The sequence below is a fragment of the Bradyrhizobium canariense genome, from assembly GCF_019402665.1.
Lineage (GTDB): Bacteria > Pseudomonadota > Alphaproteobacteria > Rhizobiales > Xanthobacteraceae > Bradyrhizobium > Bradyrhizobium canariense.
The window spans coordinates 1-23,651 of record NZ_VSST01000053.1; the positions used below are offsets into that span (position 1 = coordinate 1).

At 59.7% G+C, this 23,651-nt stretch carries 25 protein-coding genes and 2 pseudogenes; 14 read left to right on the top strand and 13 right to left on the bottom strand.

The window, feature by feature from the left end; translation table 11 throughout:
- Positions 1–66 precede the first annotated feature (66 nt).
- A pseudogene (locus FXB41_RS27330) lies at positions 67–1,618 on the top strand (ISL3 family transposase).
- Here FXB41_RS27330 and FXB41_RS27335 read toward each other — a convergent pair.
- The 3 genes from FXB41_RS27335 to FXB41_RS27345 form a co-directional block, all read right to left on the bottom strand.
- Entirely contained in the window at positions 1,601–2,467 is an 867-nt protein-coding gene (locus FXB41_RS27335) for a S1/P1 nuclease (protein ID WP_219683936.1), read from the bottom strand. The pseudogene FXB41_RS27330 and the gene FXB41_RS27335 sit on opposite strands and share 18 nt — an antisense overlap.
- Positions 2,468–2,637: 170 nt before the next feature.
- Entirely contained in the window at positions 2,638–2,973 is a 336-nt protein-coding gene (locus tag FXB41_RS27340) for a HigA family addiction module antitoxin (RefSeq protein WP_219683937.1), read from the bottom strand.
- 7 nt (positions 2,974–2,980) lie between these two features.
- Positions 2,981–3,250 carry a hypothetical protein gene (locus FXB41_RS27345; protein WP_219683938.1) on the bottom strand — a complete coding sequence of 90 codons (270 nt, stop codon included), beginning with the start codon at positions 3,248–3,250 and terminating at the stop codon, positions 2,981–2,983.
- 85 nt (positions 3,251–3,335) lie between these two features.
- On the opposite strand from FXB41_RS27345, the gene FXB41_RS27350 reads away from it, so the two are divergent.
- Positions 3,336–3,962: a hypothetical protein gene (locus FXB41_RS27350; RefSeq protein ID WP_219683939.1), complete on the top strand. Its 627-nt coding sequence runs from the start codon at positions 3,336–3,338 to the stop codon at positions 3,960–3,962.
- Between the two features lie 702 nt (positions 3,963–4,664).
- On the opposite strand, the gene FXB41_RS27355 is transcribed toward FXB41_RS27350, so the two are convergent.
- Positions 4,665–5,009, bottom strand: a complete 345-nt coding sequence (locus FXB41_RS27355) for a hypothetical protein (RefSeq protein ID WP_219683940.1) — start codon at positions 5,007–5,009, stop codon at positions 4,665–4,667.
- 78 nt (positions 5,010–5,087) lie between these two features.
- On the opposite strand from FXB41_RS27355, the gene FXB41_RS27360 reads away from it, so the two are divergent.
- From FXB41_RS27360 to FXB41_RS27385, 6 genes are all read left to right on the top strand, one after another.
- The gene (locus tag FXB41_RS27360) at positions 5,088–5,567 is read left to right on the top strand and encodes a hypothetical protein (RefSeq protein ID WP_219683941.1); all 480 of its coding nucleotides are present in this window, start codon (positions 5,088–5,090) and stop codon (positions 5,565–5,567) included.
- Between the two features lie 242 nt (positions 5,568–5,809).
- Positions 5,810–5,986: a hypothetical protein gene (locus FXB41_RS27365; protein ID WP_219683942.1), complete on the top strand. Its 177-nt coding sequence runs from the start codon at positions 5,810–5,812 to the stop codon at positions 5,984–5,986.
- 29 nt (positions 5,987–6,015) lie between these two features.
- A complete protein-coding gene (locus FXB41_RS27370; RefSeq protein WP_246649262.1) occupies positions 6,016–8,433 on the top strand; it encodes an ATP-binding protein in 2,418 nt (805 codons plus the stop codon).
- Between the two features lie 837 nt (positions 8,434–9,270).
- Positions 9,271–10,194 carry an N-acetyltransferase gene (locus FXB41_RS27375; RefSeq protein ID WP_311985918.1) on the top strand — a complete coding sequence of 308 codons (924 nt, stop codon included), beginning with the start codon at positions 9,271–9,273 and terminating at the stop codon, positions 10,192–10,194.
- Entirely contained in the window at positions 10,172–10,582 is a 411-nt protein-coding gene (locus tag FXB41_RS27380; RefSeq protein WP_219683945.1) for an ASCH domain-containing protein, read from the top strand. The genes FXB41_RS27375 and FXB41_RS27380 overlap by 23 nt, the downstream gene beginning before the upstream one ends.
- The gene (locus FXB41_RS27385; RefSeq protein ID WP_219683946.1) at positions 10,563–11,141 is read left to right on the top strand and encodes an ATP-binding protein; all 579 of its coding nucleotides are present in this window, start codon (positions 10,563–10,565) and stop codon (positions 11,139–11,141) included. The genes FXB41_RS27380 and FXB41_RS27385 overlap by 20 nt, the downstream gene beginning before the upstream one ends.
- Here the strand turns inward: FXB41_RS27385 and FXB41_RS27390 are convergent.
- Both FXB41_RS27390 and FXB41_RS27395 read right to left on the bottom strand, forming a co-directional pair.
- Positions 11,094–11,633 (bottom strand): GNAT family N-acetyltransferase, encoded by a 540-nt coding sequence (locus FXB41_RS27390; RefSeq protein WP_246649258.1) that lies wholly within the window; start codon positions 11,631–11,633, stop codon positions 11,094–11,096. The genes FXB41_RS27385 and FXB41_RS27390 overlap by 48 nt on opposite strands.
- Before the next feature lie 2 nt (positions 11,634–11,635).
- Entirely contained in the window at positions 11,636–12,754 is a 1,119-nt protein-coding gene (locus FXB41_RS27395) for a hypothetical protein (RefSeq protein WP_219683948.1), read from the bottom strand.
- 255 nt (positions 12,755–13,009) lie between these two features.
- Here FXB41_RS27395 and FXB41_RS27400 point away from each other — a divergent pair, with 255 nt between their 5' ends.
- From FXB41_RS27400 to FXB41_RS27410, 3 genes are read left to right on the top strand one after another with little or no spacing between them, the layout of a single operon-like run.
- Positions 13,010–13,219: a hypothetical protein gene (locus FXB41_RS27400; protein ID WP_219683949.1), complete on the top strand. Its 210-nt coding sequence runs from the start codon at positions 13,010–13,012 to the stop codon at positions 13,217–13,219.
- A 14-nt stretch (positions 13,220–13,233) separates the two neighbouring features.
- Positions 13,234–13,509, top strand: a complete 276-nt coding sequence (locus FXB41_RS27405; RefSeq protein WP_219683950.1) for a hypothetical protein — start codon at positions 13,234–13,236, stop codon at positions 13,507–13,509.
- Positions 13,502–14,182: a hypothetical protein gene (locus FXB41_RS27410; RefSeq protein ID WP_219683951.1), complete on the top strand. Its 681-nt coding sequence runs from the start codon at positions 13,502–13,504 to the stop codon at positions 14,180–14,182. Before FXB41_RS27405 ends, FXB41_RS27410 begins: the two co-directional genes overlap by 8 nt.
- A 322-nt stretch (positions 14,183–14,504) precedes the next feature.
- On the opposite strand, the gene FXB41_RS27415 is transcribed toward FXB41_RS27410, so the two are convergent.
- Positions 14,505–15,143 (bottom strand): hypothetical protein, encoded by a 639-nt coding sequence (locus FXB41_RS27415; protein WP_219683952.1) that lies wholly within the window; start codon positions 15,141–15,143, stop codon positions 14,505–14,507.
- Between the two features lie 631 nt (positions 15,144–15,774).
- Between FXB41_RS27415 and FXB41_RS27420 the strand changes: the two genes are divergently transcribed.
- Together FXB41_RS27420 and FXB41_RS41025 are read left to right on the top strand one after the other, a co-directional pair.
- Entirely contained in the window at positions 15,775–16,023 is a 249-nt protein-coding gene (locus tag FXB41_RS27420; protein WP_219683953.1) for a hypothetical protein, read from the top strand.
- Positions 16,024–16,350: 327 nt separating this feature from the next.
- The gene (locus tag FXB41_RS41025) at positions 16,351–16,572 is read left to right on the top strand and encodes a hypothetical protein (RefSeq protein ID WP_246649259.1); all 222 of its coding nucleotides are present in this window, start codon (positions 16,351–16,353) and stop codon (positions 16,570–16,572) included.
- Between the two features lie 189 nt (positions 16,573–16,761).
- On the opposite strand, the pseudogene FXB41_RS42040 reads toward FXB41_RS41025, so the two are convergent.
- The 4 genes and pseudogenes from FXB41_RS42040 to FXB41_RS27440 all read right to left on the bottom strand — a co-directional run.
- Positions 16,762–17,040: pseudogene (locus FXB41_RS42040) on the bottom strand (phage tail protein); the annotation flags it as partial.
- A gap of 45 nt (positions 17,041–17,085) precedes the next feature.
- On the bottom strand, positions 17,086–18,072 hold the full coding sequence (locus tag FXB41_RS27430; protein WP_219683955.1) for a hypothetical protein: 987 nt from the start codon (positions 18,070–18,072) through the stop codon (positions 17,086–17,088).
- A gap of 15 nt (positions 18,073–18,087) precedes the next feature.
- Positions 18,088–18,576, bottom strand: coding sequence for a hypothetical protein (locus tag FXB41_RS27435; RefSeq protein WP_219683956.1), 489 nt, complete (start codon positions 18,574–18,576; stop codon positions 18,088–18,090).
- Between the two features lie 650 nt (positions 18,577–19,226).
- A complete protein-coding gene (locus FXB41_RS27440) occupies positions 19,227–20,558 on the bottom strand; it encodes a tyrosine-type recombinase/integrase (RefSeq protein ID WP_219683957.1) in 1,332 nt (443 codons plus the stop codon).
- A 253-nt stretch (positions 20,559–20,811) separates the two neighbouring features.
- Between FXB41_RS27440 and FXB41_RS27445 the strand changes: the two genes are divergently transcribed.
- The gene (locus FXB41_RS27445; protein ID WP_219683958.1) at positions 20,812–21,210 is read left to right on the top strand and encodes a hypothetical protein; all 399 of its coding nucleotides are present in this window, start codon (positions 20,812–20,814) and stop codon (positions 21,208–21,210) included.
- On the opposite strand, the gene istB is transcribed toward FXB41_RS27445, so the two are convergent.
- The gene (gene istB / locus FXB41_RS27450; RefSeq protein ID WP_007605871.1) at positions 21,161–21,904 is read right to left on the bottom strand and encodes an IS21-like element helper ATPase IstB; all 744 of its coding nucleotides are present in this window, start codon (positions 21,902–21,904) and stop codon (positions 21,161–21,163) included. The two genes, FXB41_RS27445 and istB, sit on opposite strands and share 50 nt — an antisense overlap.
- 11 nt (positions 21,905–21,915) lie before the next feature.
- Complete coding sequence (gene istA / locus FXB41_RS27455; RefSeq protein ID WP_083843304.1) at positions 21,916–23,448, bottom strand: IS21 family transposase; 1,533 nt, start codon at positions 23,446–23,448, stop codon at positions 21,916–21,918.
- Positions 23,449–23,651 lie beyond the last annotated feature (203 nt).

Below are 23,651 nucleotides of genomic sequence, written 5' to 3' on the forward strand. Positions count from 1 at the left end.
CCACACCATCACTTTTGATGAAGTTCAAGCGCGGGCTCGTGTTGGTTTCACAAAGGAATCAATATGATGCAGCGAGCCCTACGTCCGTCGGCTCTGGTCCCTCACGGGTTTGACGTGGAAAGCGCCTTTTGTGATGGCGCTACGACCGTGATCACCGTGCGTCCCACGAGCGGGACGAGTCTCTGTCCCGGATGCGGGACCAGTTCTGGGCGGATCCATAGCCGATATCAGCGGCGCCTAACCGATCTGCCGCTTGCGGGGCGGCAGGTTCGCTTGGTGGTCGTGGCGCGCCGCTTCCGCTGCGTTACTGCTCTCTGCGGTCGGCGTATTTTCACCGAGCGCTTCGATGACGGCGCTCTAGCACCGTGGGCGCGGCGAACGACCCGGCTCGATCTGATCGTCCATCACCTTGGCCTCGCCTTGGGTGGCCGCCCAGCGGCGAGTTTTGCCCGTCGACTTATGCTGCCCGTGAGCAACGACACGTTGCTTCGGGTAGTTAGAAGGCGCGGGTGTCCACCCTTTGCTGCGCCGAGCGTTATCGGCATCGACGATTGGGCCTGGCGGCGCAATCAGCGGTATGGAACTCTGCGACCTCGAGCGGCGACGACCGATCACTCTCTTACCCGACAGAGAGCCAGCCACTGCGCAGGCCTGGCTCGCGGGGCAACCACAGATCGCTGTGGTCGCGCGCGACCGGGGCGGCGGTTACGCCCTTGCTGCGGCCAAGGCACTCCCGCACGCCACCCAGGTCGCCGACCGTTGGCACCTCATGGAGAACGCCAGCCACGCCTTCCTGGATGCGGTTCGCAAATCCATGCGCCAGGTCCGCATCGCGGTCGGCTCCGCCACCATAAATCCCAACTTATTGACCGCCGCCGAGCGCATTCAATATGAGGGTTATCTTCGGCGAGAAGACACCAACGCGGCAATTCTCAAACAGACTGAGACGGGCGTCTCCATAAAGGAGATCGTACGGCTCACCGGCCATAGCCGGGGCCTCATCCGCAGGGTATTGCGAGGTCAGCGATCCGACGTGTTCAGGGTGCGCGAGAGCTCGCTCGAGCACTACCTGCCATGGCTCGATGTTCAGTGGGCCGCTGGTCATTGTAATGGCGCCGACCTGTGGCGTTGCCTCAAGGCGCAGGGATTTAGAGGCTCGGTGCGAGTCGTTACCGAATGGGCGACACGCCGTCGGCGTGCCGAAATGCCCGATGCTCAGAGCCTGCAGCGCGTACCGTCCGCGAGAACTATCGCCCGCCTGATGACCAATGGCCGCGATACACTATCAAGATCAGAGACCGTCACCATTGCGGCGATCGAGCAAGGCGTTCCTCTTCTGGTGGAAGCTCGAGAGATCATAGCCGCTTTCCATGCGATGATCCGCAAGAAGGCTCACATAGAGCTTGAACCATGGTTGGAACGGGCACGCGCAAGCCTCGTCATGTCTTTCGCCAACGGCGTCATCAAGGACAAGGCCGCCGTCAGCGCAGCGATCACAACGTCTTGGTCCAACGGACAGACCGAGGGCCAGATCACCAAGCTCAAACTGGTGAAGCGCCAAATGTACGGACGCGCCAAGCTCGACTTGCTGCAGGCTCGACTAATCGGTGCCACATGACCAGTGCTGCACCAAAATTGCGTCAGAGCCAAATTTGAACGCCGATTGACACGCAGTTGCGAGCGGAAGCAGGTCGAGCGCCTGTTCAACCTTGAAGCCGGTCGGCGGGGCATCCCACTCGGTGTGAAGGTTTTTGCCGGCATCCTTGATGACGTTGCCCCCGACGGTTTCGGTGGCCGGATCGATCGTATGCGTGACGTCAGGATCGACCTGCTTGCCATCATTGTCGAGATAGACCGCTCCGACGTGCAACGGCTGGTGCAGGTCGCCCACGAGGTGCGCGAGTAGAAACAGCGCTTCACGCTTGTCGGCAATCTTGAACGGTGGCGGCGATGGACGTTCGAGCAGCATCGCGATCGCGGCCGTGATCGCCGCGACGATGTCGTGGTCGTTGGTACCCTGGGAATTGCGATCGAAATGGCCGCGCTGGATCGCCACATCGTCGAAATGGTAGGTATTGTGGCAGCCCATTTTTTCCTGATAGGCGTTGCCGTCGTCGTCCTTGCGCTTGGTCAAATAGCTGCACTGGAAGAAGTTGCGCTTGACGTATTGCTGCATGATGGGATGGGCCGAGACGAAGGGCTTGCACGGGGCTTCGAAAGCCTCCTCGACCACATAGCGAAACGTGCCATCGGCAAAGCGATGAACGCTCTTGAGGCAGTCCAGCCAGGGGCCGGCGGTGCGCAGGTTCACCGCGAGGATCGTGGCAACCTGGCTCTTGGCATTGACTGTGAGCATCTCGTCGGCGATGGCGCCGACGATCTGGTGCCCATTGGCGTTCCAGGCCTGGGCCTGGTGAGAGAATGTCAGGAGCATGGCGCAGATCAGCGCGGCAAATCTCGGTTGCATGGCAATACTCTTGGTCGGCAATCACGCCTGTCCGGAAGGTATCCGATCCAGAAGACACGCCGCGGTTGCAGCTGTCAGTATGGCCGCGCATCGATGTCCGGTAAAATTGGCAGCTTCAATGACGCCGCGATGACGCCGCTGCGCTGGCCCCGATGGCACTGCAGCGAGTTTCAGGCGTCGTTGAAGAGTTCGGTCTCGCTCTTTGGCGCGCGGAGCACCGGCATGCGCTTGAGCTCAGCGGCGAGCTTGCGACGGGCCGCGTAGAGATCCACCTGACGCTGCAGGTCGAGCCAGAACTCCGGCGTGGTACTGGTGACACGGGACAGGCGCAACGCCATCTCGGGGGTGATGGCGCGCTTGCCGTTGATGATCTGGCTGACGGAGAAGCGGGACACGTCCATTGCCTTGGCGAGCGTGTCTTGGGTGATGTCGGCGCCGAGGATGCGCTTTCTGAGCACGTCCCCGGGAGTCACCGGGGGCGCGGGAACATACTTCGTCGCCGTCATGTCAGGCCTATCGCCGTTCGAGCCGGATCTGGTGGGCGCCGAAATCCTCCGACCATCGGAACGTGACGTACCACTTGCCTTCGATCTTGAGGCCGTAGGGTCCCTCGGTCTTGGCAAAGCGGGTAATGGGGCCGATGACGCCAATGTCCTGAAGGGAGTGGCAGGCGACGAGAAGCTGCATAATCTCGTGCGCTGCCACCGTGATGTGCTGGCGGATGCCGCCGCCGAAGCGGGTCGTTGCGATCAGTTCGGTGGTCTTGGTAGCAAATCGTTGCATGGTTCACCTGCAAGGCTGCAATCGGGGATGTGGCCTTGCACGCGGCAAGGCTGATGGCAGCCATCGCCGGCGGTGAACTTCCGGTGTGGATCTCGAGGCAGAGGACGCGGTCGCGCAGCGATCTGATGGCGGGCCGCACCCGCCGCAAGTGAACGACTTTGAACGCGGCGAGGCGCGCGATCTCCTCGAGCAGGAGGGCACGCAGGGCGGTGGCGAGCGCCAGATCGTCTTGCTCGCTCTCGCCGAGGCAGGCGAGCATGTGGCGCAGGATGTGAGCGACCTGGCGCGATGTCAGCTCGAGCGCTGGGCCGGTCGGACCAAACGTCGGCCCCATGACACCCTGCACCGGGCTTGGCCATGGACCGCTACTGGGGCCGAACGCGCTGTGCCCGGTGAAGCCGTGGGCCGTGTTGTCGATATCGCGGTAGAGGCGCCAAAACCGCTTCTGCGAGAACAGCGCCTCGGCAAAGATGTGGGCCTGCTCATGGGCGCTGGCGTAAATCGCCTGGATGCCGTGACCGAGCGCCTCGAGTTCGCGGCGCAGGGCCTCGGCCGCTCGCGCCTGTTTCGAGCCCAGGATGGCAAGCCCGACCGACTGGAACGGGTCAGGTGTCTGCGCAACGAGCACACCCGCGTCCAGCACCGCGCACATGCCGGCGTGATTTGGCTCCCAATCGATCTTGATATTGGCATTTGCGATCATACGACATAGTGTAATGCACCTCATTACATTAGTCAAGTCCGCCCACTGCCGTCCCCGCTCTTCCGGGCACCGGCCGGCCGGCCCTCCGTCACAGGCTCAGTCTCGAGAACTTGACTCGTAATGGCTAGGAGGACGGCACCTTAAGAGTTGGGTCCGAGTATCCAGCGAAAACCGCTAAAGCCGACCTAGTGCGCGATTGGGTCAAGACAGTCGACGAAACCGCTTCCTCCCATGCATCAGGCGAGTAATCACCCGCTCTGGCAAACCTGCTACGGCACCGGCATCTCGCTCCAGCCGGGACTCACACTCCGTATTGCGGATGCACGACCGTCGTTCATGATAGGGCTAATGCTTGCCTGCGTGTGGCGGCACGTCGCCGAAGGTGGCAAAATGGACGCCCCCATGCTCAGGATTCCGGAGCGGACGTTGTCAGTATCTGAGTCCTTCGTCGAAACCCAGTCGCGGCTTCGGGACACCCTCGCCCGCAGGATCAAGGACCTGCGGCTTCCGATCTCTGCGGGCGTACGCGCGAACTGATCAAGATCGGTTCGTATCCCAGTCGACGGTCAAGTCGATAACCGGACTGTTGGTCGGCATCGCCATCTCAGAGGGCGGGATTAAGCGGTCGATGATATCCCCGAAACTTATGTGCCAGGCTTTATGGGCAGCGAGTAGGGCAGGACGCCAATCCGCGATCTGCTGCGCATGTCCTCAGGCGTCGATTTTCGGCGAACGAGAGATGGAGGACGCGACCTCAATCGCCTGTGGAACGGCATGGGGATCGCGTTCCCGGAATGCAGGTTGGGCACGGTTAAGAGCATCGTGCAATTTAATCAGCGTATCGCCCCAGCGGGAACGAGATTTTACTACGCCAGCATAGAAGATCTCGGTGAGCACGGGATCGAAGTCTTCGAGACCTTCCTGCTTGACGAGACGGAGTGCTAAGCGATGTGCCGGGAGTTTGATCTCGGCCCCGACCACGCCCGAGTGCTCGATGCACTCGGGCGGCCGTGGGAGGCCATCAAGTCGGGCCCCGCTCGCTACGTTCTTGTGCACGATCACCCCTCCCAACGACCGCGCGCGCAGGCGGCAGCATGGGCGATGTGCGACCGAGCCACGCATGGACTGTCTGACATGCTGACGCCGGACATGGCGCGAATCGCGAAATGGAAAGAGCCGATCATCGCCGGTCCGTTGCTGATCGCCATCGGCGTCTGGGCCGGGGCCATGCTCGAGGATCTTCTTAGACATCTTCGCGCGTCGAACCACAATGATCGCGAACTCCTGGTCCGAACGGCTGCGATTGCGGCGCAAACAGTGACGGGGATGTCACTCGATAGTCGGAAACAAGCTCTTGAGAGCTTGGCGCGCGGCGAGAAACCAAGTCCTGAAGATCGCGCCGCAGCCGAGGCCTGGAGCAAGTCCTTGGCTCTTGATTGTGGCTTTGATCGATTTACGGCCTGGATTGCGGAGCTGATATTCAAGCTGCCCCTGAATGGCGATCTCGGCGATATCCGGGCCTATGAGCTGCCGGAGCGGATCGGCGTCATGACCACGCGTGCGATGACCCCGTTCAGGGAAGAGGATGGGGGTCAATTGGATGATGGTACCTGATTGTTGCACAATACGCAGAAAAATGACCGTCCTTCTTGTTATGCCAGGAATTGGAATCTGACTTGGCGCCCTTCACAAGCCTCACATCTCCCGCAACACGGCCACCACGGTTATCTTAGGCTAAGATCGCACCAGCGTGCGCATGTATGTCGTCACTGTTGCGCAGCAATTCCGCTGGCAGTTCGGCGAACCTCTTGGTAAATAGACCGGCCGCCGTTTACCGAGCTGAAAGGAATGTCGAGGTGCCGACGCTGCAAGCCATCATCGCATCCAAATACTTTGAGAGGCTGCGTCAATCGAAGGACGTGGATGCCGAAAAGATCGCGCAGCTCGAACAGCTTTTTGCCTTCGGCAAGAAGATCAAGGTGGATGAGCTGGTGAAGGTGTTTTCTGCGCCGGCCGGAAACGACATCACGTGATTCGCCTTGAACACGCGCATATCGAGGAGATGCGCGGCATTCGCAACCTCGACATCGTCTTCGATCAAAAGACATTTTCTATCTCCGGCCCGAACGGGTCCGGCAAAAGCGGCGTCATCGACGCCGTCGAGTTCGGTTTGACCGGCCGCATCAGCCGCCTGACCGGCACCGGAACCAAAACGCTCTCGATCGCCGAGCATGGTCCGCATGTCGATCGCGTCCGCTTTCCAGACGCAGCCCTTGTCAGGCTCAAGGTTTATTTCCCGGCCCTCAACAAATCGGCCACGATCACCCGCAAGGTCTCGGCACCCAAAAAACCAAAGATCGAGCCGGCCGACCCTGCCATCAAGGCCGCTTTCGAGCAGCTTGCCGATCATCCCGAGATCGCACTGTCCCGCCGTGACATCGTGCGTTTCATCCTCGTCGAGCCGTCGCGGCGCGCTGAGGAGGTGCAAGCGATCCTCAAGCTCGAGGAGATCGGCGAGAAACGGGCCGTGCTCAATAGCGCACAGAACAGAGTCAACGCGCAGAAACGAACGGTCGAAGCCCAATTTCACGCAGCGCGCAGCAGCTTGCTGACCCATATGCAGATTCCGAGCGTCAAGATCGACGATCTGCTCGCGGCCGCCAATGCCCGCCGCAAACTTCTCGGTCTGTCCCCGCTCGATCAGCTGACGCCAGACACCAGGCTTGACGCCGGGCTAACCTCGATCTCGTCCGAGCCAGCTTTCAACAAGCAGTCGGCCCTTCGCGATCTTGCCGCGATGGCCGAAACGCGTAAGCAGCTTCCCGAGCTTGCTAAAGATGCAGTCACCGCCCTGCTCGCGGCGATCAACACGCTCGCGGAGGATCCGGCGCTGCTTACGTCGCTCCGCCGCCGATCGCTGGTAGAGCAAGGTATGGAGCTGATCGATGGAGCGCACTGCCCGCTCTGCGACAGCCCGTGGGAGAGCGAACGGCATCTGCGTGATCACCTTGCGATCAAGCTCGAGAAATCTAACGAAGCACAGCGGCTGCAGAGAGATCTCTTCACCAACGCCAGCCTTCTCGACCAGGCTGCGTCGGGATGGCTCTCGCAGCTCACTACGATCCGCAGGCTTGCGGCGGCGTTGAAAGATGAGGCATTCGGCGCGGCGATTGATCAATGGACCAGGCAGCTCGCCGCGCTGCAAGGCAACCTCCGCTCACTCGATGGGCTTCGCGGCATCAGCGGACGCCTCGCGAGCGGGTGGCATGTGGTGCCGCAGAGTTTCGACGAGGCGACCACTAGTTTCGCAAAAATGGTGGCAGAGCTCCCCGATCAAACGGCCACGGTCGACGCACAGACCTTTCTCAGCACCGCTCAAATGAGGCTCGCCGACTTTCGTGAGAGCGTCCGCGCGGACAAGGCCGCCGACATCGCGGTCGCAGCCGCGACCGGTGCCTATACGACCTATTGCGATGTCATGGACGCCGAGCTGGAAGCCCTATACGACGACGTCCAGCAGGATTTCAGCACCTTTTATCGCCTCATCAACGAAGATGACGAGGGAGAGTTTACTGCCAAGCTCTCACCTAGCGCCGGCAAGCTCGATTTCGACGTCAATTTCTACGAGCGCGGCCTTTATCCGCCGGGCGCCTTTCACAGCGAAGGCCATCAGGACAGTATGGGCGTGTGCCTCTACCTTGCCCTGATGAAGCGCCTCTTTGGCAATCAATTCAGCTTTGCCCTGCTGGACGACGTCGTGATGTCCGTCGATGCTGGACATCGCTATCAGTTCTGCAAGCTGCTGAAGACGCATTTCAAGGATACGCAGTTCGTCATCACGACGCATGACCGCACCTGGGCGGAGCAGATGAAGTCCGCTGGTCTGGTTACAGGAAAGACTTCCCTCCGCTTTCACAGCTGGACAATCGATACCGGTCCGCTTATGGAATCGAACGTCGAGGTCTGGGACGAGATCAAGACCGCGCTCGACAAGAACAAGGTCGGGGTGGCAGCCGCCGCCCTGCGCCGCCATCTCGAATATGTCTCGAGGCACATGGCTGATCAGCTCGGCGCCGCCGTGGTGTTCCGCGGCGATGGCGGCTATGAACTGAACGATCTACTCCCACCGGTTCTTGCACGGTTCAAGACCATTTGCGCAAAGGCCGCCGATGCCGCGCAATCTTGGGGAAATGACAAAGGCAAAACCGAAGCGACGGCGCTCAAGACTAAGCTCTCCGCCTCGAATGCGGCATCCTCAGTCGAGCAATGGGCCATCAACAAGGCCGTGCACTACAACGAGTGGGAGAATTTCGAGAAGCGTGACTTCGCGCCGGTCGCCAATGCCTTCCGAGAGCTGCTTGAATGCTTCAGATGTGAGGCCTGCGAGAGCTGGTTATTTGTGACGCCGCGCCACAGGCCGATATCGCTGCGCTGCGCTTGCGATACCGTCAGCCTCAATCTGGAATCCAAGCCCAAATAGTCCGGACCACAGGCTCGCTCGTGGTGACCAACGGAGCTCGGCATCAGCCCGCATGAAGACGATTAGTTTTCGGCTAGGCCCATCCAACTAGGCCTCAGCTACTTCGTATCGCGGCGCTACCCCAAATGATTGGTGGTACCGCACACTCGACCTCAGGCCAGTGCAAAAAGTTAGCTGTTGCTCCAGCAGATGGGCTTAAGCAGCCGTGTCGGTCACCGCGCCCCACCGGTACAGTGAATGCCGCTATTGAGTGCCGCTAAGGCCGCTATTTGTTGATGTAAGTGATTGAAAATATTGGCTGACGCTCCCTAGGGGAGACGAAGGGCAACATGCGAAGACACTGAAAACAACAACACAAATCAGCTAAGCTGCGAGCTGCTTGCTACCACGTAGTGCTACCACCAGACAACACCATCAGGCCGGCTTGGGTGCTTCCGGGCAGGCCTTTCGACGGCTCCTTTTTGGAAGAGCCTGAGAACGTCTCCAACAAGAGCTTGCCAGCGGCGCATAAGAACAACCGATGAAGGACCGCTTCTCCTCCTTTGAACTCGGCAAACACCCAATGCTTTGCAGCGCCGATCACCCCCCGGCACCACCTGCTCAGGTGTTGATCTTTGTGCCGAAGCCACCTCGCGCCTGATATGAGATTGTGAAACCCCAGCAAATCAGTCTAAAAGTTGTGATCACTCGCAGCTGGGGGGCAGCGTGGCAGGTAGGCAGCTTCGGCTAACGAAATTTCGAGACCTTCGCCTTACTGACCCGTTCTTTGACAGCCTCAAGAGGGGCTATGTCGACTTTGCGGATTGGTTTGCTCGAAAAGCTGACGCGGACGTGTACGTGGTTGAGGACGACGCTGCCGTCCTAAGCGGCATGATTTACCTGAAACCCGAACGAGGCGCTGTTTCTGACGTTACTCCACCGCTTGCGGATCTCAAATGGCTGAAGGTTGGCACCCTGAAGATAGAAGGTCGGGGCACCAAATTGGGCGAGCGCGTGCTCAAGAAAATCTTCGATACAGCCATCGATGAGAATATGGACGGGATATACGTGACCATCTTTGATGTGCACGAAGACTTAATCCGGCTATTCGAACGTTACGGATTCCAGAGGGCGGGCACTAAGACAACACAAAGCGGCGAGGAATTGGTTTACGCGAGGCGCTTGGATCAGTTTTCGGGCGGTATGATCAGTGATTACCCTTTCGTGCATATTGCTGGAAAGAAGGCTTGGCTACTTGCCGTGTATCCCGAATACCACACGCAGCTCTTACCTGATTCAATCCTGAAAAACGAACCCCGAGAAATTGTTCGGGATGTCTCGCATACCAATACGATCCACAAGGTCTACATCGGTAAAATACCGTTGACCCATATGTCCCCGGGAGACGCGGTAGTAATCTATCGAACAACAGACCACCAAGGGCCAGCATACTACCGTTCCGTTGCATCATCCATTTGCATCGTGGAAGAAATTCGTCGTAAGAGGGACTTCGCGAACATCGACGCGTTTTTGGAATACACGGCCCCGCATAGCGTTTTCACTGAAGACGAACTGCGAGACCAATATGTGGAAAGCGACCGCCTGTATGTTGCGCGCATGACATACAACGTTGCGTTCAATCGGCGCATCACTCGTGGCCGATTGCTCGAGGAAGCCCATGTCACAGCACAGCCGAGATGGGATCTTCGAGAACTTACGTCGACACAGTTTCGGGCGATTGTAGAAATGGGAGACGTAAATGCGCGTATTGTTATCGATTAAGCCCGTACACGTCGAGAACATCCTGTCGGGTGCGAAGACGTTTGAATTTAGACGTAAGATATTCTCACGGCGGGACATCAAAACGGTGCTGATCTACTGCACCCGCCCGGTCGGCCGCCTGGTAGGAGAGTTTGATATCGCAGATATTTTGGAGGGGCATCCCGAGCAGCTGTGGCTTAAAACTCGTTCGGGCTCAGGTATCTCAAAGGAATATTACGATGGCTACTTTTGCGGGCGAACGCAGGCCTATGCTCTTAAAATTGGTGCTGTTAGACCATTCGCGGAGCACATAAATCCCTGCCACGTGATGGAGAATTTTATCCCGCCTCAGTCTTTTATGTACGTAGGCCATCAACGAGCGCCCCTCTTTGAACAAGCCCACATCTAGCATCGGGATTGTACTGGTCTTCGGCCTCTCCGGTGTTGGGAAGTCGACCGCCTGCGCGTCCTACGTGGCTCGGCATCCATCTGTTTTGCACACGAGCGCCGGCGCGTTATTGCAAGCCGCCAAAAACATCGACAGTGCCATTTTGCGAACGGACGTCGCAGGTAATATTTTGCAGAATCAAAATCTTCTCGGCGAGGCACTTAAGCGTTTTAGGTTGGGCCGCGAGACGTCAGACGTATTGATCGACGCACATAGCGTGATCGACAATGATCATGAACTGATTGAAGTACCTATCGATGCAGTCCGCGCAATGAGCCCTAACGGACTAGTGCTTCTCGAAGCTCCGCCCGAACTGGTAGCTGAAAGACGAAGAAAGGACGCTCGCTTACGCCCATTTCGAACGGTTGAAGAACTTCGGTTTCAAACAGGCATAGCCCGTCGAGTTTGCGAAAGTTACGCAAGCGAGCTCGGTTTGCCTCTCGAGATTGGAACAGCGACGCACAATGGCGATCTAGAAGTGCTCATCCAGCGCATGATGTCCCGCAGGCGGATCGGCTAGCGCGCCGAAGCGACGCTCCGCCGAGACATGCTCGTTGTATGCAATTTCTGCGGTGTTCGGCACGTACAACCCTTGCTGAACAGACGTTAGGTTAAATCCATAGAAATCGAAGATGCGCTCGAATGCTGGCAACCGATTCTCACTCACCGTCAGATGTGGCTTATCGTCGTTGAGCCAGCGAAGCACTTCATCAAACAAGCGAACACCAATCCCACGCCCAAAGTAGCTGGGCGCAATCCGAACAGTGCAAATCTTGTTCTCTCCGGGCTCACGTTTTCCAATAGCTAACCCGACCAGTTGTCCGTGTCTCTCGACCCGAAGCAATATTCGGCTTTCGTTTCGAAGGCCCGGAACGACCTTTGTCCGAAACCAAGCCTCGATCCCTGGGTATTCGTGGGAAAGTGGAATCAGGAAGCCCAGCGCCTCGCTCTCCTGAGCGGTAAGAGGCGTTGCCACTTGGCGGCCGTTCAGAAGGACATTTGCTCGAGTCATTGTCATTTTCCAAACGAAGAAGCCAAAAACGAAAGCGCACTCGTCAGGGAAGGCTCAATCGCGGATGCTGTAAGATTACCCAAGACGCCAAATGCAAAGGCGATGATCAAGTAGTTCTTCAAAATCTGGCGCCCGGTACGCCGCGTCTGCATCTTCACGAACGCGGAGAAATCTTTGATACCGGCTGGGTCTATCTCTCGCCAGTGGTAAACCATCATACCATCTGGAATTCCACTTGGAACATAATCATTCCAGAAATTGTGCTCCAACAGGCGACTTTTGTGCAGGAGTCGGCTGCTGAGCGTTACGTCTGCAAGCACAGGAACAGCAGTCAGAAACGCAACCCTCGTAAGAGTCACCGGCGGCCTATCGGCGGCATCGGCGAGCATGAGGTTCTCTACCCGATTAGGCAACGTACGAGCCTCGTTGAGTCTTAGGTCAACGTACTCCACCTCATCAAACCCGCTTTGGAATAGACGATCACGCGGGGTAATCGTGCGGACAAATGGCGCCTTGTTTTGGATATACATGCGAAGTCGAAAATAGACCGGCGATCCGGCCGCGAGATTTGTACAGACCTCATCGATAGCCTGCCTTGTGATCGTGAGCAAAGTGCCACCTGAATTCTCCGACACAGCGAGCTGTCGCTCGTCCAGCGCTCCATTGTTGGTCATGAAGATATGGACGCGACAAAAAGGAGTTCCCTCTTTGATCAATTCCACGCACTGCGGACCTCTCCTGGAATTGCAGGTCAGAGGCTCGTTGAAGATGCCTTGCGCGATTTCAACTCGGGCGAAGTACGGCGCGCAATCCTCAATCGCCGTCAGAGCCAACGAAAACGGTAGGAAGATATTTACCTTCGCTACCTGGACTGGCTCGGATAGCCACACCCCCAATTCCAAAAAGTCGCGAACCTGGCCGTTCTTACCTTTGAAATCTGCATCCCCGGCCACACGCCAATAATTGCAGTGGACCTCGGCGGTCGCCTCTCCGTGGCGAGCCCGATGGACGCACCAGACGGCAACACTTCCATCACTACTCATAGATGCCCCTGAGACCGCAGCGAATGAAATGCGCGGCCAAAACCCTTCCACGATTTGCGTGAAGATGTCTACGCTCACCGTACAACTAGAAAGATGCATTCACAGGCAAACAAGCGGTCGTTACCGCATCGCGGCGAGCACGGCGAGGTACAGTGTTCAGGGCCGCCGCCAATATGCTGCGCTCCGATGCCGCGCCGATGAACTTGACACTCATTTGCCGTCCTCGCGAACGTGTCGCCCGCAAGACCACCTGACTCGCAGGCTGGCCGCCCCTTACTTGCAGGTAGTTCCGGTTCCGGTAGACTATCGTTTTGACCGATTCTCGGGCACGCCATGACCTTCGACGCGCAAGTCTTCCGGGCATTCATCGCCTCGCGGTCCGACCTGACCGAGGAACGCGACGCCGCGTCCGAGGTAATAAATGACTGGAACGCCCAGCACGCCGCTGCAGGAGGCGTGGTCCTGTTGCCGGTTCGGTGGAAACCCATGCCCGGCCGCAAGGCGGAACCCGACCCCAACAGGCCATCAACGACCAACTCGTAATCAAGTGCGATATCTTGCTCGGGCTGTTCTGGACGCGCGTCGGCACCAGCACTGGCGTTGCCGAATCCGGGACTATCGAGGAGTTCAATCAGTCCGCCGCGGCCTGGAAGCCAGCTCTTCTCTACTTCTCCCGGCGACCCATTGACCTCGCCCGGATTGACGCAAAGCAGCATGCGAAGCTCAAGGCGTTCAAAAAGGAAACTCTGATCAATGCGTTAGTCGGCGAGTTCGCCACCATTCGAATCTTTGGAGGACCAACTGCTCCGAAACCTCACCGACCAGGTGCGTGAGCTCAAGGTCGATAAGCCGAAGCGCGATCGGCTTGAACAGCAGCGACGAATGACGGAATCGTTCAAGCTCCACAAAGACGAGAATATCAGCCCAGAAGAGTTACCCTACCGACCCCCCACGTGGGCTACGAACGTGTTCTGCGCGCTGCAGGGGGCTCAGGACGACAAGTGGCTCAAGTCTCCCGAGTGGAAGCACTTCAAGAACGTACACAGAGAGATGGAGCAACGGCAAATGTCCGTCTCGGTGATTCAGGCCATCAACCGGATTTGCTGCCGCCATGTGATTGACGCGGAAAGCCACTGCCCTAACGCAAACATCTTTATAGTGCTGCCACAAGATGCGGTGGGTGACGCAATCCTGGATGACATCAAGGTCGACATGCCGGGCATCGGCGTCAAGCAGTGGGACTTCGCGTTGGACGCCGCCGAGGTGAAGAAGCCACGCACCGGCAGCTCCCACGTTCGCCTGATTGACTACATGGCGCGGCAGTCGGCCGGGACTGTTTCCCTCACCGACATCCAGCACTCCCTGAAGCTCACCAGCCTCAAAAAGCTACGTGAGACACTCAACGCGACCGACCATCCGACTACGCGGGCGCTCGCTGATATGGGCGTCACATATGTAGCCGGCGTCGGGCGGGGATCGAAGAGCTTTCTGATGAAGGCAGCATAAGAAGCAGCGGCCGCACCAAGGTTTCCCATTCGGAGCCTCTGGTGCAGTCCTATATATGCCCGCATCTTTACAGTGAACCGGAATGAGAACTTCGGCGCCGAAGATCGGCCATTCGCTGCTCTCTGCCGCTCGTTTTGGACTCGCTGGTAAGAGGGGCGTATGAAGACCAGAGCGACAATGTTGGCAAAAAGGGCGCATTGACACAGCCTGAAGGAGCCGCGTTGGAGGTACATCTCACGTCCCACCAAGACCGGCCAACATACAATGACCACGACCACCGAATAAATCCAGCACCGCACAGCAGTAGACATAAAACTAGGTGTCACACGAATCCGAGTAATTTAAATACCATTCCGATCACACCGATTACTGCGGTGACTAGCCCGATTACCCCCTTCCATTCATAGAGGAAAGCGTTAAACCGTCTCATAACTGAAGCTTTTGGTTGCGGTGCCGGCGGCGGCTGGGCTTTTTGCGCCGAGATCATCCCATCCAAAAGGGTTAGATGCGCCTTCTCAAGCCGATTGATTTCGGTTGTAGCTGTCGAAACGAAGCTTTCGCAGTAGCTGCGAGACAAAATTTCAGGAATGTCAGGCAGGCGGTAGTGCACTTGTCGAGCCTTTTCGCCGACTCTCTTGACGTGATGACGAAGCACTTCGCTCAAATCCACAAGCGCCAATCGCCGCTGTTCCTCTGGATAGTGAGCTGTCTCGACGTCCCACCTTTCCATCGCCCGATGGATGCCATTCGCCAAATGCCGATCGAGCGACTGCCAATAGATCCGCTGTATTGTTCGCTCAGAGGCATTTCTGTCGACGTGAATACGCCCCCCTGAGAAATCATCCACGTCCACGAGATAACCTTCGATTTGGATGTTTTGCCACTTGGAAAACCACTCATCTTCCATCCGACGAAACTCGTCGGAAAGGGCTTTCTGCTGCTTCAAATCGAAGGGGGGCATGTTATCTGAGCGCTCACTAAAAAATGAGACTCCAAATTGCTCACTCCCATTCTAGCTTGTTTGTTGCTTCCCTTCCATTACGCGAGGACGCCCTTAAGAACTGGCGGCAGATCGAACAGCCTCGGCTCGGATGGTCCGATTGTCCTCGCGTCCTGACGGGGGCACACGCCAACAGAGCTGCGACCTGCCGGCCTCCTCCTCCCGCGTCCGCTTCTCGTGCGTTAGCTGGCGCAGTTCTCGCCAGCCCCGAGCGGCCTTGCGCGGTCATCGGGTCTCCCGCTCGAATTCTGTCGACCGCGGCGGTGATCGCATTATCCCACACGGAGCGATTATTCACGTCGAAGTCCCTTGCCTCACCCGCACGGGCAACCCAGTAAACCGCGTCCCAAATCGACATGTGGGGCACGTCGAAGGGGGACGCCGGCGAGCCGAGAACCTCGCTCGCGGGGCCTTCCTCCAAGATTTCAAGTTCAACGATAGCCAAGGTCTCCGCCTCCATACCAGGCGAGCCATACAGAGAGCGCTGCGGGGCAACCGAGATGGTGATCGGCTTGTCGGCTGGTCGGCCTAGCCCCGCGCGATTCGGAATTCTATCCGATCGGGTAACATCGGCTACGATCTTTTGCTATAAATGCGCAGCCATCCCCAGAAGGAGGCGCGAGAGGACTATTCCTCCGCGACGCGTGACGCGATGCTGAAATTCTTACTTGCACTGATATTTCTGCTCGTTGGATCAATCGCCTACGCGCTGATCCGAAAGGCCCGGCACGGTGGGCCGCTGATCGAAGAGGTGAACGAGGAGCCTCGCTCCCTCCGGGAATTGGCTGAAAGGCGGCGCGAGGATCGCGAGGCCCAGCAGCGGCGCGCTGGTGTGCAATGATGGCTGTCATGACCGCGCGGCACCGCAAATGTGTGCTGAACGCCTCTATGGGCGGCCCTGGTGGCGAGAATGAAGCCCAGCTCTACACGGGCGCGAAAGTTCGTCAGGAATGTCTCGATTGGGGATGGATCGAACGGCTACCGGATTCGCGTGCGGGGTTCAGAATGTACCAAGCCACGGAGCTTGGCAGGAGCCTGCTATACGCTCCTACAGAGAAGCCAACCAAGCGCCCAAAACTGGTGACTCTATCGCCGCGGGTCACTCCTCTCGACTCGCGCGTTAAGCCCTTGAAGGCCTTGCGCACAAAGCTGCGCACGTAGGGCCCCCATGACGGCGAAGCGCAACACACCGATCGGTGCGAAGATCCTGATGGGGTGGTGGATCGTCGTCATCGTCTTCGGCCTTTTTGGAAATTTTTGGATGGCGTTCAAATCGCTCGACGCCAACAACTTCGGAGGATTCGCGCTCTTCTGTGGGTTGGGAGTTGGATGCGGCGTTCTCTGTTTCCGCACCTATAAGGGCTGGGATGAACTCATTCGCGGCTGGTGATGCCGAGGCCTGCCCCGCAGATCGCTTGGCGTTCCCCGGCCCTGACGGCTTAACCGAGCAATCAAATGTTCTGTCAATGTCAAAGGACCTGACGTCGCCCGGATCACCGAGCTGAGAAATCGGGCAGATCGCCACTCCCCGAACGGGACGGTCACCCCTCATTTCGAGCGGGTGCAGCGGCAGCATGAATGTCGCCATGCCACCGCCCCCAAACTTCGTACCGATTGCATCGAACAATTCGGGATAACGCTCCCTCTCGATTTCGGCAACATTGCAGACGAGCCAGCCAAAAAGCGAGACTTCCCGCTTCGGCGCCTCGCGATACCGCTGAACAGGGATGGTGACCTCTCGCCCGAGAACGATGACCTTGGGCACGTTTTGTGCTGCCATAGACCTCGGCAACACCAGCGCGCATGCCGCCGCCAACAGGTACCCACGTCTTAGAATCATAGGCCGCTCTCTCTGCATAGAGCTAAAGCCTGATGTAGATGGTGGCGAGCATCGTTGGCTGCATCAGGCTGAACTCCGAACTTGTACCGGCCTGCGCAGTGCCGGTGAAGGTTGATTTGCCTTGGGACGCTGTAAGGTCGCGCCGCCGTTGTTCCCCGCCGGAAAGCCGCCGCCACCGGTCATCGTACTTCCAGTGACTGCATTGTGAGAACTGGAGATGCCGCCGTTGGTAATAGTGCCGGCCGGCGCGTAGAGCGGAAGGTTTGCGGTGGCAAGTGTCTGCGCCTGTGAGCCACCGGCGCAGCCGAGCGTCGTCGGCGTGCGGCCAAAGTAGCTGCTCGTCAGCCTGCCGGCTGCGCCGTTGCCCATATCGTCGAGCGCGGCAATTGCACGCCCACGCCAGTCCGGAAGCGCGATTGTCTTGCTGGCGTTGTAGTCGTTGAGACAGTTTCCGGACCGACCAGTCGAGACCACGAGGTTCGGATCCGTTTGGCCGAGATAGACCCAGAGTGCCTGCATGTCGACGTTGGCGCGCTCGCTTGCGCCGGATGAGGCGTTGCCGATCGTCAGCCCGTTTGCGCGGACGAAGCCAGCCAGCAGCCCCGTACCATATTGGGGCATGAGATAACCGGTCTGCAGGATCGAGGTCGGATCGATCGTGCCGCCACCACCGCCGCCGCCGCCCGAGGACGGCCCCAGCACCTGCATGGTGGTGTCGGCGATCGGGAGACCGCTGGAATCCGTGAGCCGGACATGGATCAGCCCGTCGGCGATCCAGAACATCGGCAGCCGCCCGGCCTGGTCGCAGGATAGCGGGTTGGCGAGCGCCTGCGTCAACGAGAAATCGGCGAAGACGTTCTGCTTGGTTGAGACGGTGCCGGCCTGGAAGAAGGTCACCTGGCAGCCGGAGGCGAGATTGCCTTGGCTGTCGAACTGGACCGCGAGTGCCAGCGGGATGGTGCCCGCGGCAAGGACTGGCGCCGCGCAACACGAAGCGACGAAAAGCAACAAACCACAGAGCTTCGTAGCCCGGTCAATCAATGGCGACATATATCAATTCCCCGTCTACTGTTGAGGTGTGTTCAGGCTGTTTTGTGGCGCGGCCCGCCTTTGGATCGCATCAGCCGAGACTTTCAGCCCCAAGCCCTCAGCCGTGTTGGCGAGATTGCGCGACGCGGTCTGAAACGCGCCGATCGCTCGAACAGGATGCTCGCGCAACGCAGCGTATGCCTTGGCCCATTTTGCGACGCTCGCAGCTGCAGCCGGAGCGGCCAGGACCTTAGCCGCCCACCAACCACCGAGGCCTGAGGCCAGAAGCGACAGCGGCGCGATGACGTCGCCACGGACGCCACGTACGATCGCAGCACTGACAGCAGCCCCAGCAGCTCCGAAATTGCGATTCTGGGCTGTTCCGGACGGATTGCCAAACCGCGAACCGACTTGCTTGAGGCGATCGGAGATCAGCGCGATATCGTCGAGCGCCTGTCGGTGAGGACCAGCGTTGCCGAATAGGATCGCCTTCGCCCGTGGCGGTTCGGTCCTCCACTGCGACACGAAGACATCAGGTGAGAATTCCCCTGTTCGCGCCGAAATGCCCAGATCGCAGACGATAGCGCCGGCGAGGTCTGCGCGATCTTGTTGCGGGATTGCCCGGTGGCCAATGTGATGATGTCGCCACGGCTTTCATCGCCAGTTAAATCAATCGTGTTTCGATCGGAATATTTGCCGCAGAGATGCGACCTCCAGCCCAAGTCAAGCTCTGGGCAAAGAATGGCGTCCTTTTTGTACGCCACGGCTATCCGGCAGCCATACCTGTGCGCTTGATTCCTTTCTTGCTGGAGCAGCCCACGGTCTTATTGCTGCAGACCGATCATGGTTCGGGGGAGGAGGCATGCCAGAGAAGGAGGAAGAGACACGGACCGAGTTATTTGGGCCGGCAGATTCCAGCGAGACGCCGCGTGCCGCGAAGAGCCCTCGCAAGAACCGTGGCATGCCGCCGCCCGCGACCTTCGATTTCGATGCATTGCCGAACAGCTCTAATTTGACGGCACTAGAGGCGGCCGCGGTTATCCGGCGGACGCCAGGCGCACTGGAGCAGTGGCGGCGCGATCCGAACCACCCCCTGAAATGGCGCTACGTCGATGGCCGGCCCCTCTATCGTGTCGATGCGGTGCGCGACTATCTGGCCAAGTGCGATAAGACCACTAGGAGGCCTCAGCCGCATAATGGTCACGGAGACGGCCGAGGAGCTCGGCCTTAATCGGGTCAAGCGGATTCGTCCGCTGCAGACGCACGATTTTGCCGGCCCGCGTGGCGCCGACCAACTCCGCAATGTAATCGTGAGCCGCTTCGAACGCCATCTTGCGGATGATCCACTGTTCGTCGTGATTGTAGACCTGATCGATCCCGCTTGGCTTTTGTCCAACACACAGCCGCTGGATTTCGTTGTCGTAGCCACAGCGTGACATGATGGTGCGCAAGCTGCGCCTCAAGTCATGCATGGTGAACTTGGCGACGCCCGCTTCCTTGACCAGGCGGTTGACCATCTTGGTGAAGCCGGACATCTGGCCGCCGGTCTTTGGTGATGGGAAGACATAGTCGGAGGTTGCCCGCTGGAAATGCTTCGCGGCCATGAGCACCTCGTCAACCAGCTGGGTGCGCGGCACATCGTGGTGTAGCCCCATCTTGGTCCAAGCCGCATCGAAAGTAATACGGTCATCCATGATGTGCTTTCGCCATTCGATCATCGTAGGCTCACTGCGCCGCGGGCCAGCGAGCAGGCACATCCGGGCCAGGAGACCGAAAGCCCCGAGCTTGCCGGTTGCATCCCAGACCTTGATGATTTCCTCGTCAGTCAGCGCGCGCCCCTTCGTTTGTCGTCCGACCCTTTGCGCCCGGGTTTCCTTCGGCGCGCGATAGCCGGCGAGCACGTTGTGCTCGCCATAGCCCTCGCCGACGCACCATTCGAGGAAGGTATGCACGTGCTTGCGCAAGTCCTTGGCTGCACCGCGCTTGCCGGTCTTCGCAATCTTGTCGACCGCAGCCATGATCTGCCGTCGCGTCAGGTTCCCCACGCCGATCTCGGCGTGATCTTTGAGCCCCCGCCGCAACGCCGACATTGCTGGCTTCCAGTTGACGACTTGACGTTCGGTCAAGGACGTCTGGTACGGACCATCTTCAACAATGAGGGTCGCGAGCGTGATGCGCTGCTTCTCAGCTGCCTGTTGCCGCCTCGCCTCGCGCTTCGCGTCATTCGGGTCCAAGCCTTTGACGACCTCGGCTGCGGCGATGGTGGCGGCCTTGCGCGCGGCCTTCTCATTATATTTGGGCCACGCGCCGAGGGTCTTGCGCTGGGTCCCCCTCACCCCGGGCTTGGTGAAGAGGTAGACCCAGGTCCGGCCGCCAGTGGCGCGCATGCGCAAGGCGAGGCCGGGCAGTTTGTCGTCGCGGAGATAATGCTGCGCCTTGCCCGGCGGCAGCATCGCCTTGCGGATCACCGCATCCGTAAGTGTCAGCTGGTTAGCCGGCCCCGTCATGCTTCCTTCCCTCTCTGCCGGTGTGCCCTACAAGAACGACGGTCAGCCTACCTCCCGCTTTGTGCCCCAAGGGAAAACCCTCAGCGGGCACAACGGGGGCATACGAAATGTAGCAAGGCCACCTATGCGCTCCTATGGCCACACAGGGCGTAACACCTAGTAATGAATGACCTTTTATATCTCAACTAGGGCTGGAATTGGTTAACTAGGGTCCACGGATGGTGGTTCCGATGGGACAGAGACCCTGGAGACCATGGCGAAGGCGACCCGTCAGCGCGGCTTCGAGTATTTTGGCGTCGCCGACCATTCCAAGTCCGCCCATTACGCCGGCGGTCTCTCCCTTGCGGATTCCGACGAAGTCGCCCAGGCGTACCGATATGAAGTCGCCCGTGGATTCCGAGACGATGTCGCCCACCTTTCCGATTTGATCTCGCCCAGCGGCGAGGCGTTCTGGCCGGCTGGTTCTCTGGCATCGGTCAAGCCGCGTGGTCAATCTGGAATCGCGACTTCAACCTGTTTTTCTTCTTCTGCGGTTGCTGTGGGCATGTGGGCAACGCGATTGCGTTGTCCAAGCGCAGCGGCATGTCCACAGCGCCACGGGCTCAAGTCTTTCGGGCGGATTGCCGGGTTCGGCGCAGGCTCTCACCGGTGAGGTCGAGCCGATGGGCATTGTGGACGAGGCGATCGAGCACGGCGTCGGCATAGGTGGGATCTCCAATGAGCAGATGCCACTGGTCCACGGGGAGCTGGCTGGTGACGATGGTGGAGCGATGACCGTAGCGATCTTCGAGGATTTCCAGGAGGTCGTGACGGGCACCGGCGTCGAGCGGCTCGAGTCCCCAATCATCGAGGATCAGCAGATCGACACGGCCAAGGCCGCGCAACAGGCGTGGATGGCGGCCGTCGCCGCGGGCGAGCGCCAGATCGTCGAACAGTCGCGGGACGCGCTGATAGAGCACGGAGCGATTGTCGCGACAGGCCTTGTGGCCGAGCGCCGAGGCGAGCCAACTCTTGCCAACGCCGGCCGGGCCGCAGATCAGGAGATTGACGTGGTCGTCGATCCAGCGGCCCTCGACAAGCTTAGCGAACAGCGGGCGGTCGAGACCGCGCGGGGTGCGGTAGTCGATGTCCTCGACGCACGCCTGCTGGCGCAGCTTGGCGTAACGCAGGCGAGTGGCGAGCCGTTTGTCGTGCCGCAGCGAGGCTTCACGTTCGAGCAGCAGCGCAAGCCATTCGGTGTGACCGAGGCTTGCGGCCTCACCGGTGGCTTCGATGTCGGCGAAGGCCTTGGCCATGCCGTGGAGGCCGAGGGCGTTGAGGCGGTCGAGGGTCGGATGGGTGAGCAAGGGATGATCTCCTAATTGTAGTAGCGCGGTCCGCGGATGTTGGCATGCAGGATCGGCGCATCGTCCGCGGAACGCTGGTGAGCAGAACGCCGATCGAGATTGTTGGCGAGGATCGACTTGACCGAACCATAGGTGCGCGCGCCGATGTCGATTGCCCGCGCAGCCGCGGCGTCCAGCCGTTCGCGCCCATAGGAGGCGGCGAGCCTGAGGATGCCGAGGCAGGCGCGGAAGCCTTGCTCGGGGTGCGAGCGCTCGTCGAGAATGAGGTCGCACAACGCGCTGGTCGCCGGCCCGATCGCGGCGGCGTCCTGGCGGATACGCGCGATGGTCCAGCCGGCGTAGCGCCGATGGCTGGAGGCCATGTGCTCCGGCACGGTGGTGTGTTTGTGATTGCCGCTCATGCGCTGATGCGCGGCGATCCGCTCGCCCTTGTGGAAGATCTCGACGGTACGGGCCGTGAACCGCACCTCGACCTCGGCGCGGGCGAAGCGATGCGGAACGCTGTAGTAATGCTTCTCCACCTCGACGTGGTAATCGAGACTGACGCGGCGGATCCGCCACTCGGCGAGGACATAGGGGGACGCCGGCAATGGCTTGAGCGCCGGCCGGTCGACCTCCTCGAGCAACCGGCGGCGTGTCACGCCGAGCCGCCGGATCGGCCGTTCCTCATTCAGCCTCGTGAGCAGTTCGCCGATCGCCGCATTGACCTCGGCCAGGCTGTAGAAGGTGCGATGGCGCAGGCGGCCGAGCAGCCAGCGCTCGACGATGAGGACGGCCTGCTCGACCTTGGCCTTGTCGCGCGGCTTGCGCGGCCGCGCCGGCAAGATGGCGGTGCCGTAATGCGCCGCCATCTCCGCGTAGGTACGATTGATCTGCGGGTCGTACAGGCTCGCCTTAATGACCGCGACCTTGGTGTTGTCGGGCACCACCAGCGCCGGTATGCCGCCGATCGCCGCGAAGGCGCCAACATGGGCGCTGATCCAGTCGGCGAGCCCCTGCGTCCACGTCGCCTGCGCGTAGGTGAAGCTCGATGCGCCGAGCACGGCGACGAAGATCTGCGCCGTTCTGCGCTCACCGGTCAGGCGGTCGACCACCACCGGCACGCCATCGCCGGCATAGTCGACGAACAACTTGTCGCCGGCCGCATGGGCCTGGCGCATCGTCACCGACAGGCGGCCCTCCCAGGCGCGGTAGAGCTCACAGAAGCGCGAGTACCGGTATCCGCCGGGCTCGGTGGCGATATATTCCTCCCACAGGATCGACAGCGTCACGTGCTTGCGTTTGAGCTCGCGGTGCACGGTCGCCCAGTCGGGCTCGGCGATGCGGCGGTGACCCTGACGGTTGCCATTGCCGGTCTTCGCGAACAGGCGAAGTTCCAGAACCGTGTCGGTGACGTCGTCTGGCAACGGCCAGCTCAAGCCCGCGGCCTCGAACCGCCGGAGCGCCAGGCGCACCGTCGAGGGCGCCGCGCCCACCCGTCGCGCAATCTCGCGGCTCGGCAGCCCGGCCGCCTTCATTCTGATCACATCGCGCACACGGCGCATCGCAAGCCTCTCCGTCGGCATCCAGGGTCCCCTTCGCAAAGCCGAAAGAGTTGACCCTATGGGAGCCAGAAGAGGCCTCGTCACCCGGGCGACATCATCCCGGAATGGTGGGCGACATCATTTCGGAACGGGTGGGCGACTTCAAATCGGAATGGTGGGCGAGATCATCTCGGAATCCTGGGCGACATCGATCGGAATCCGCA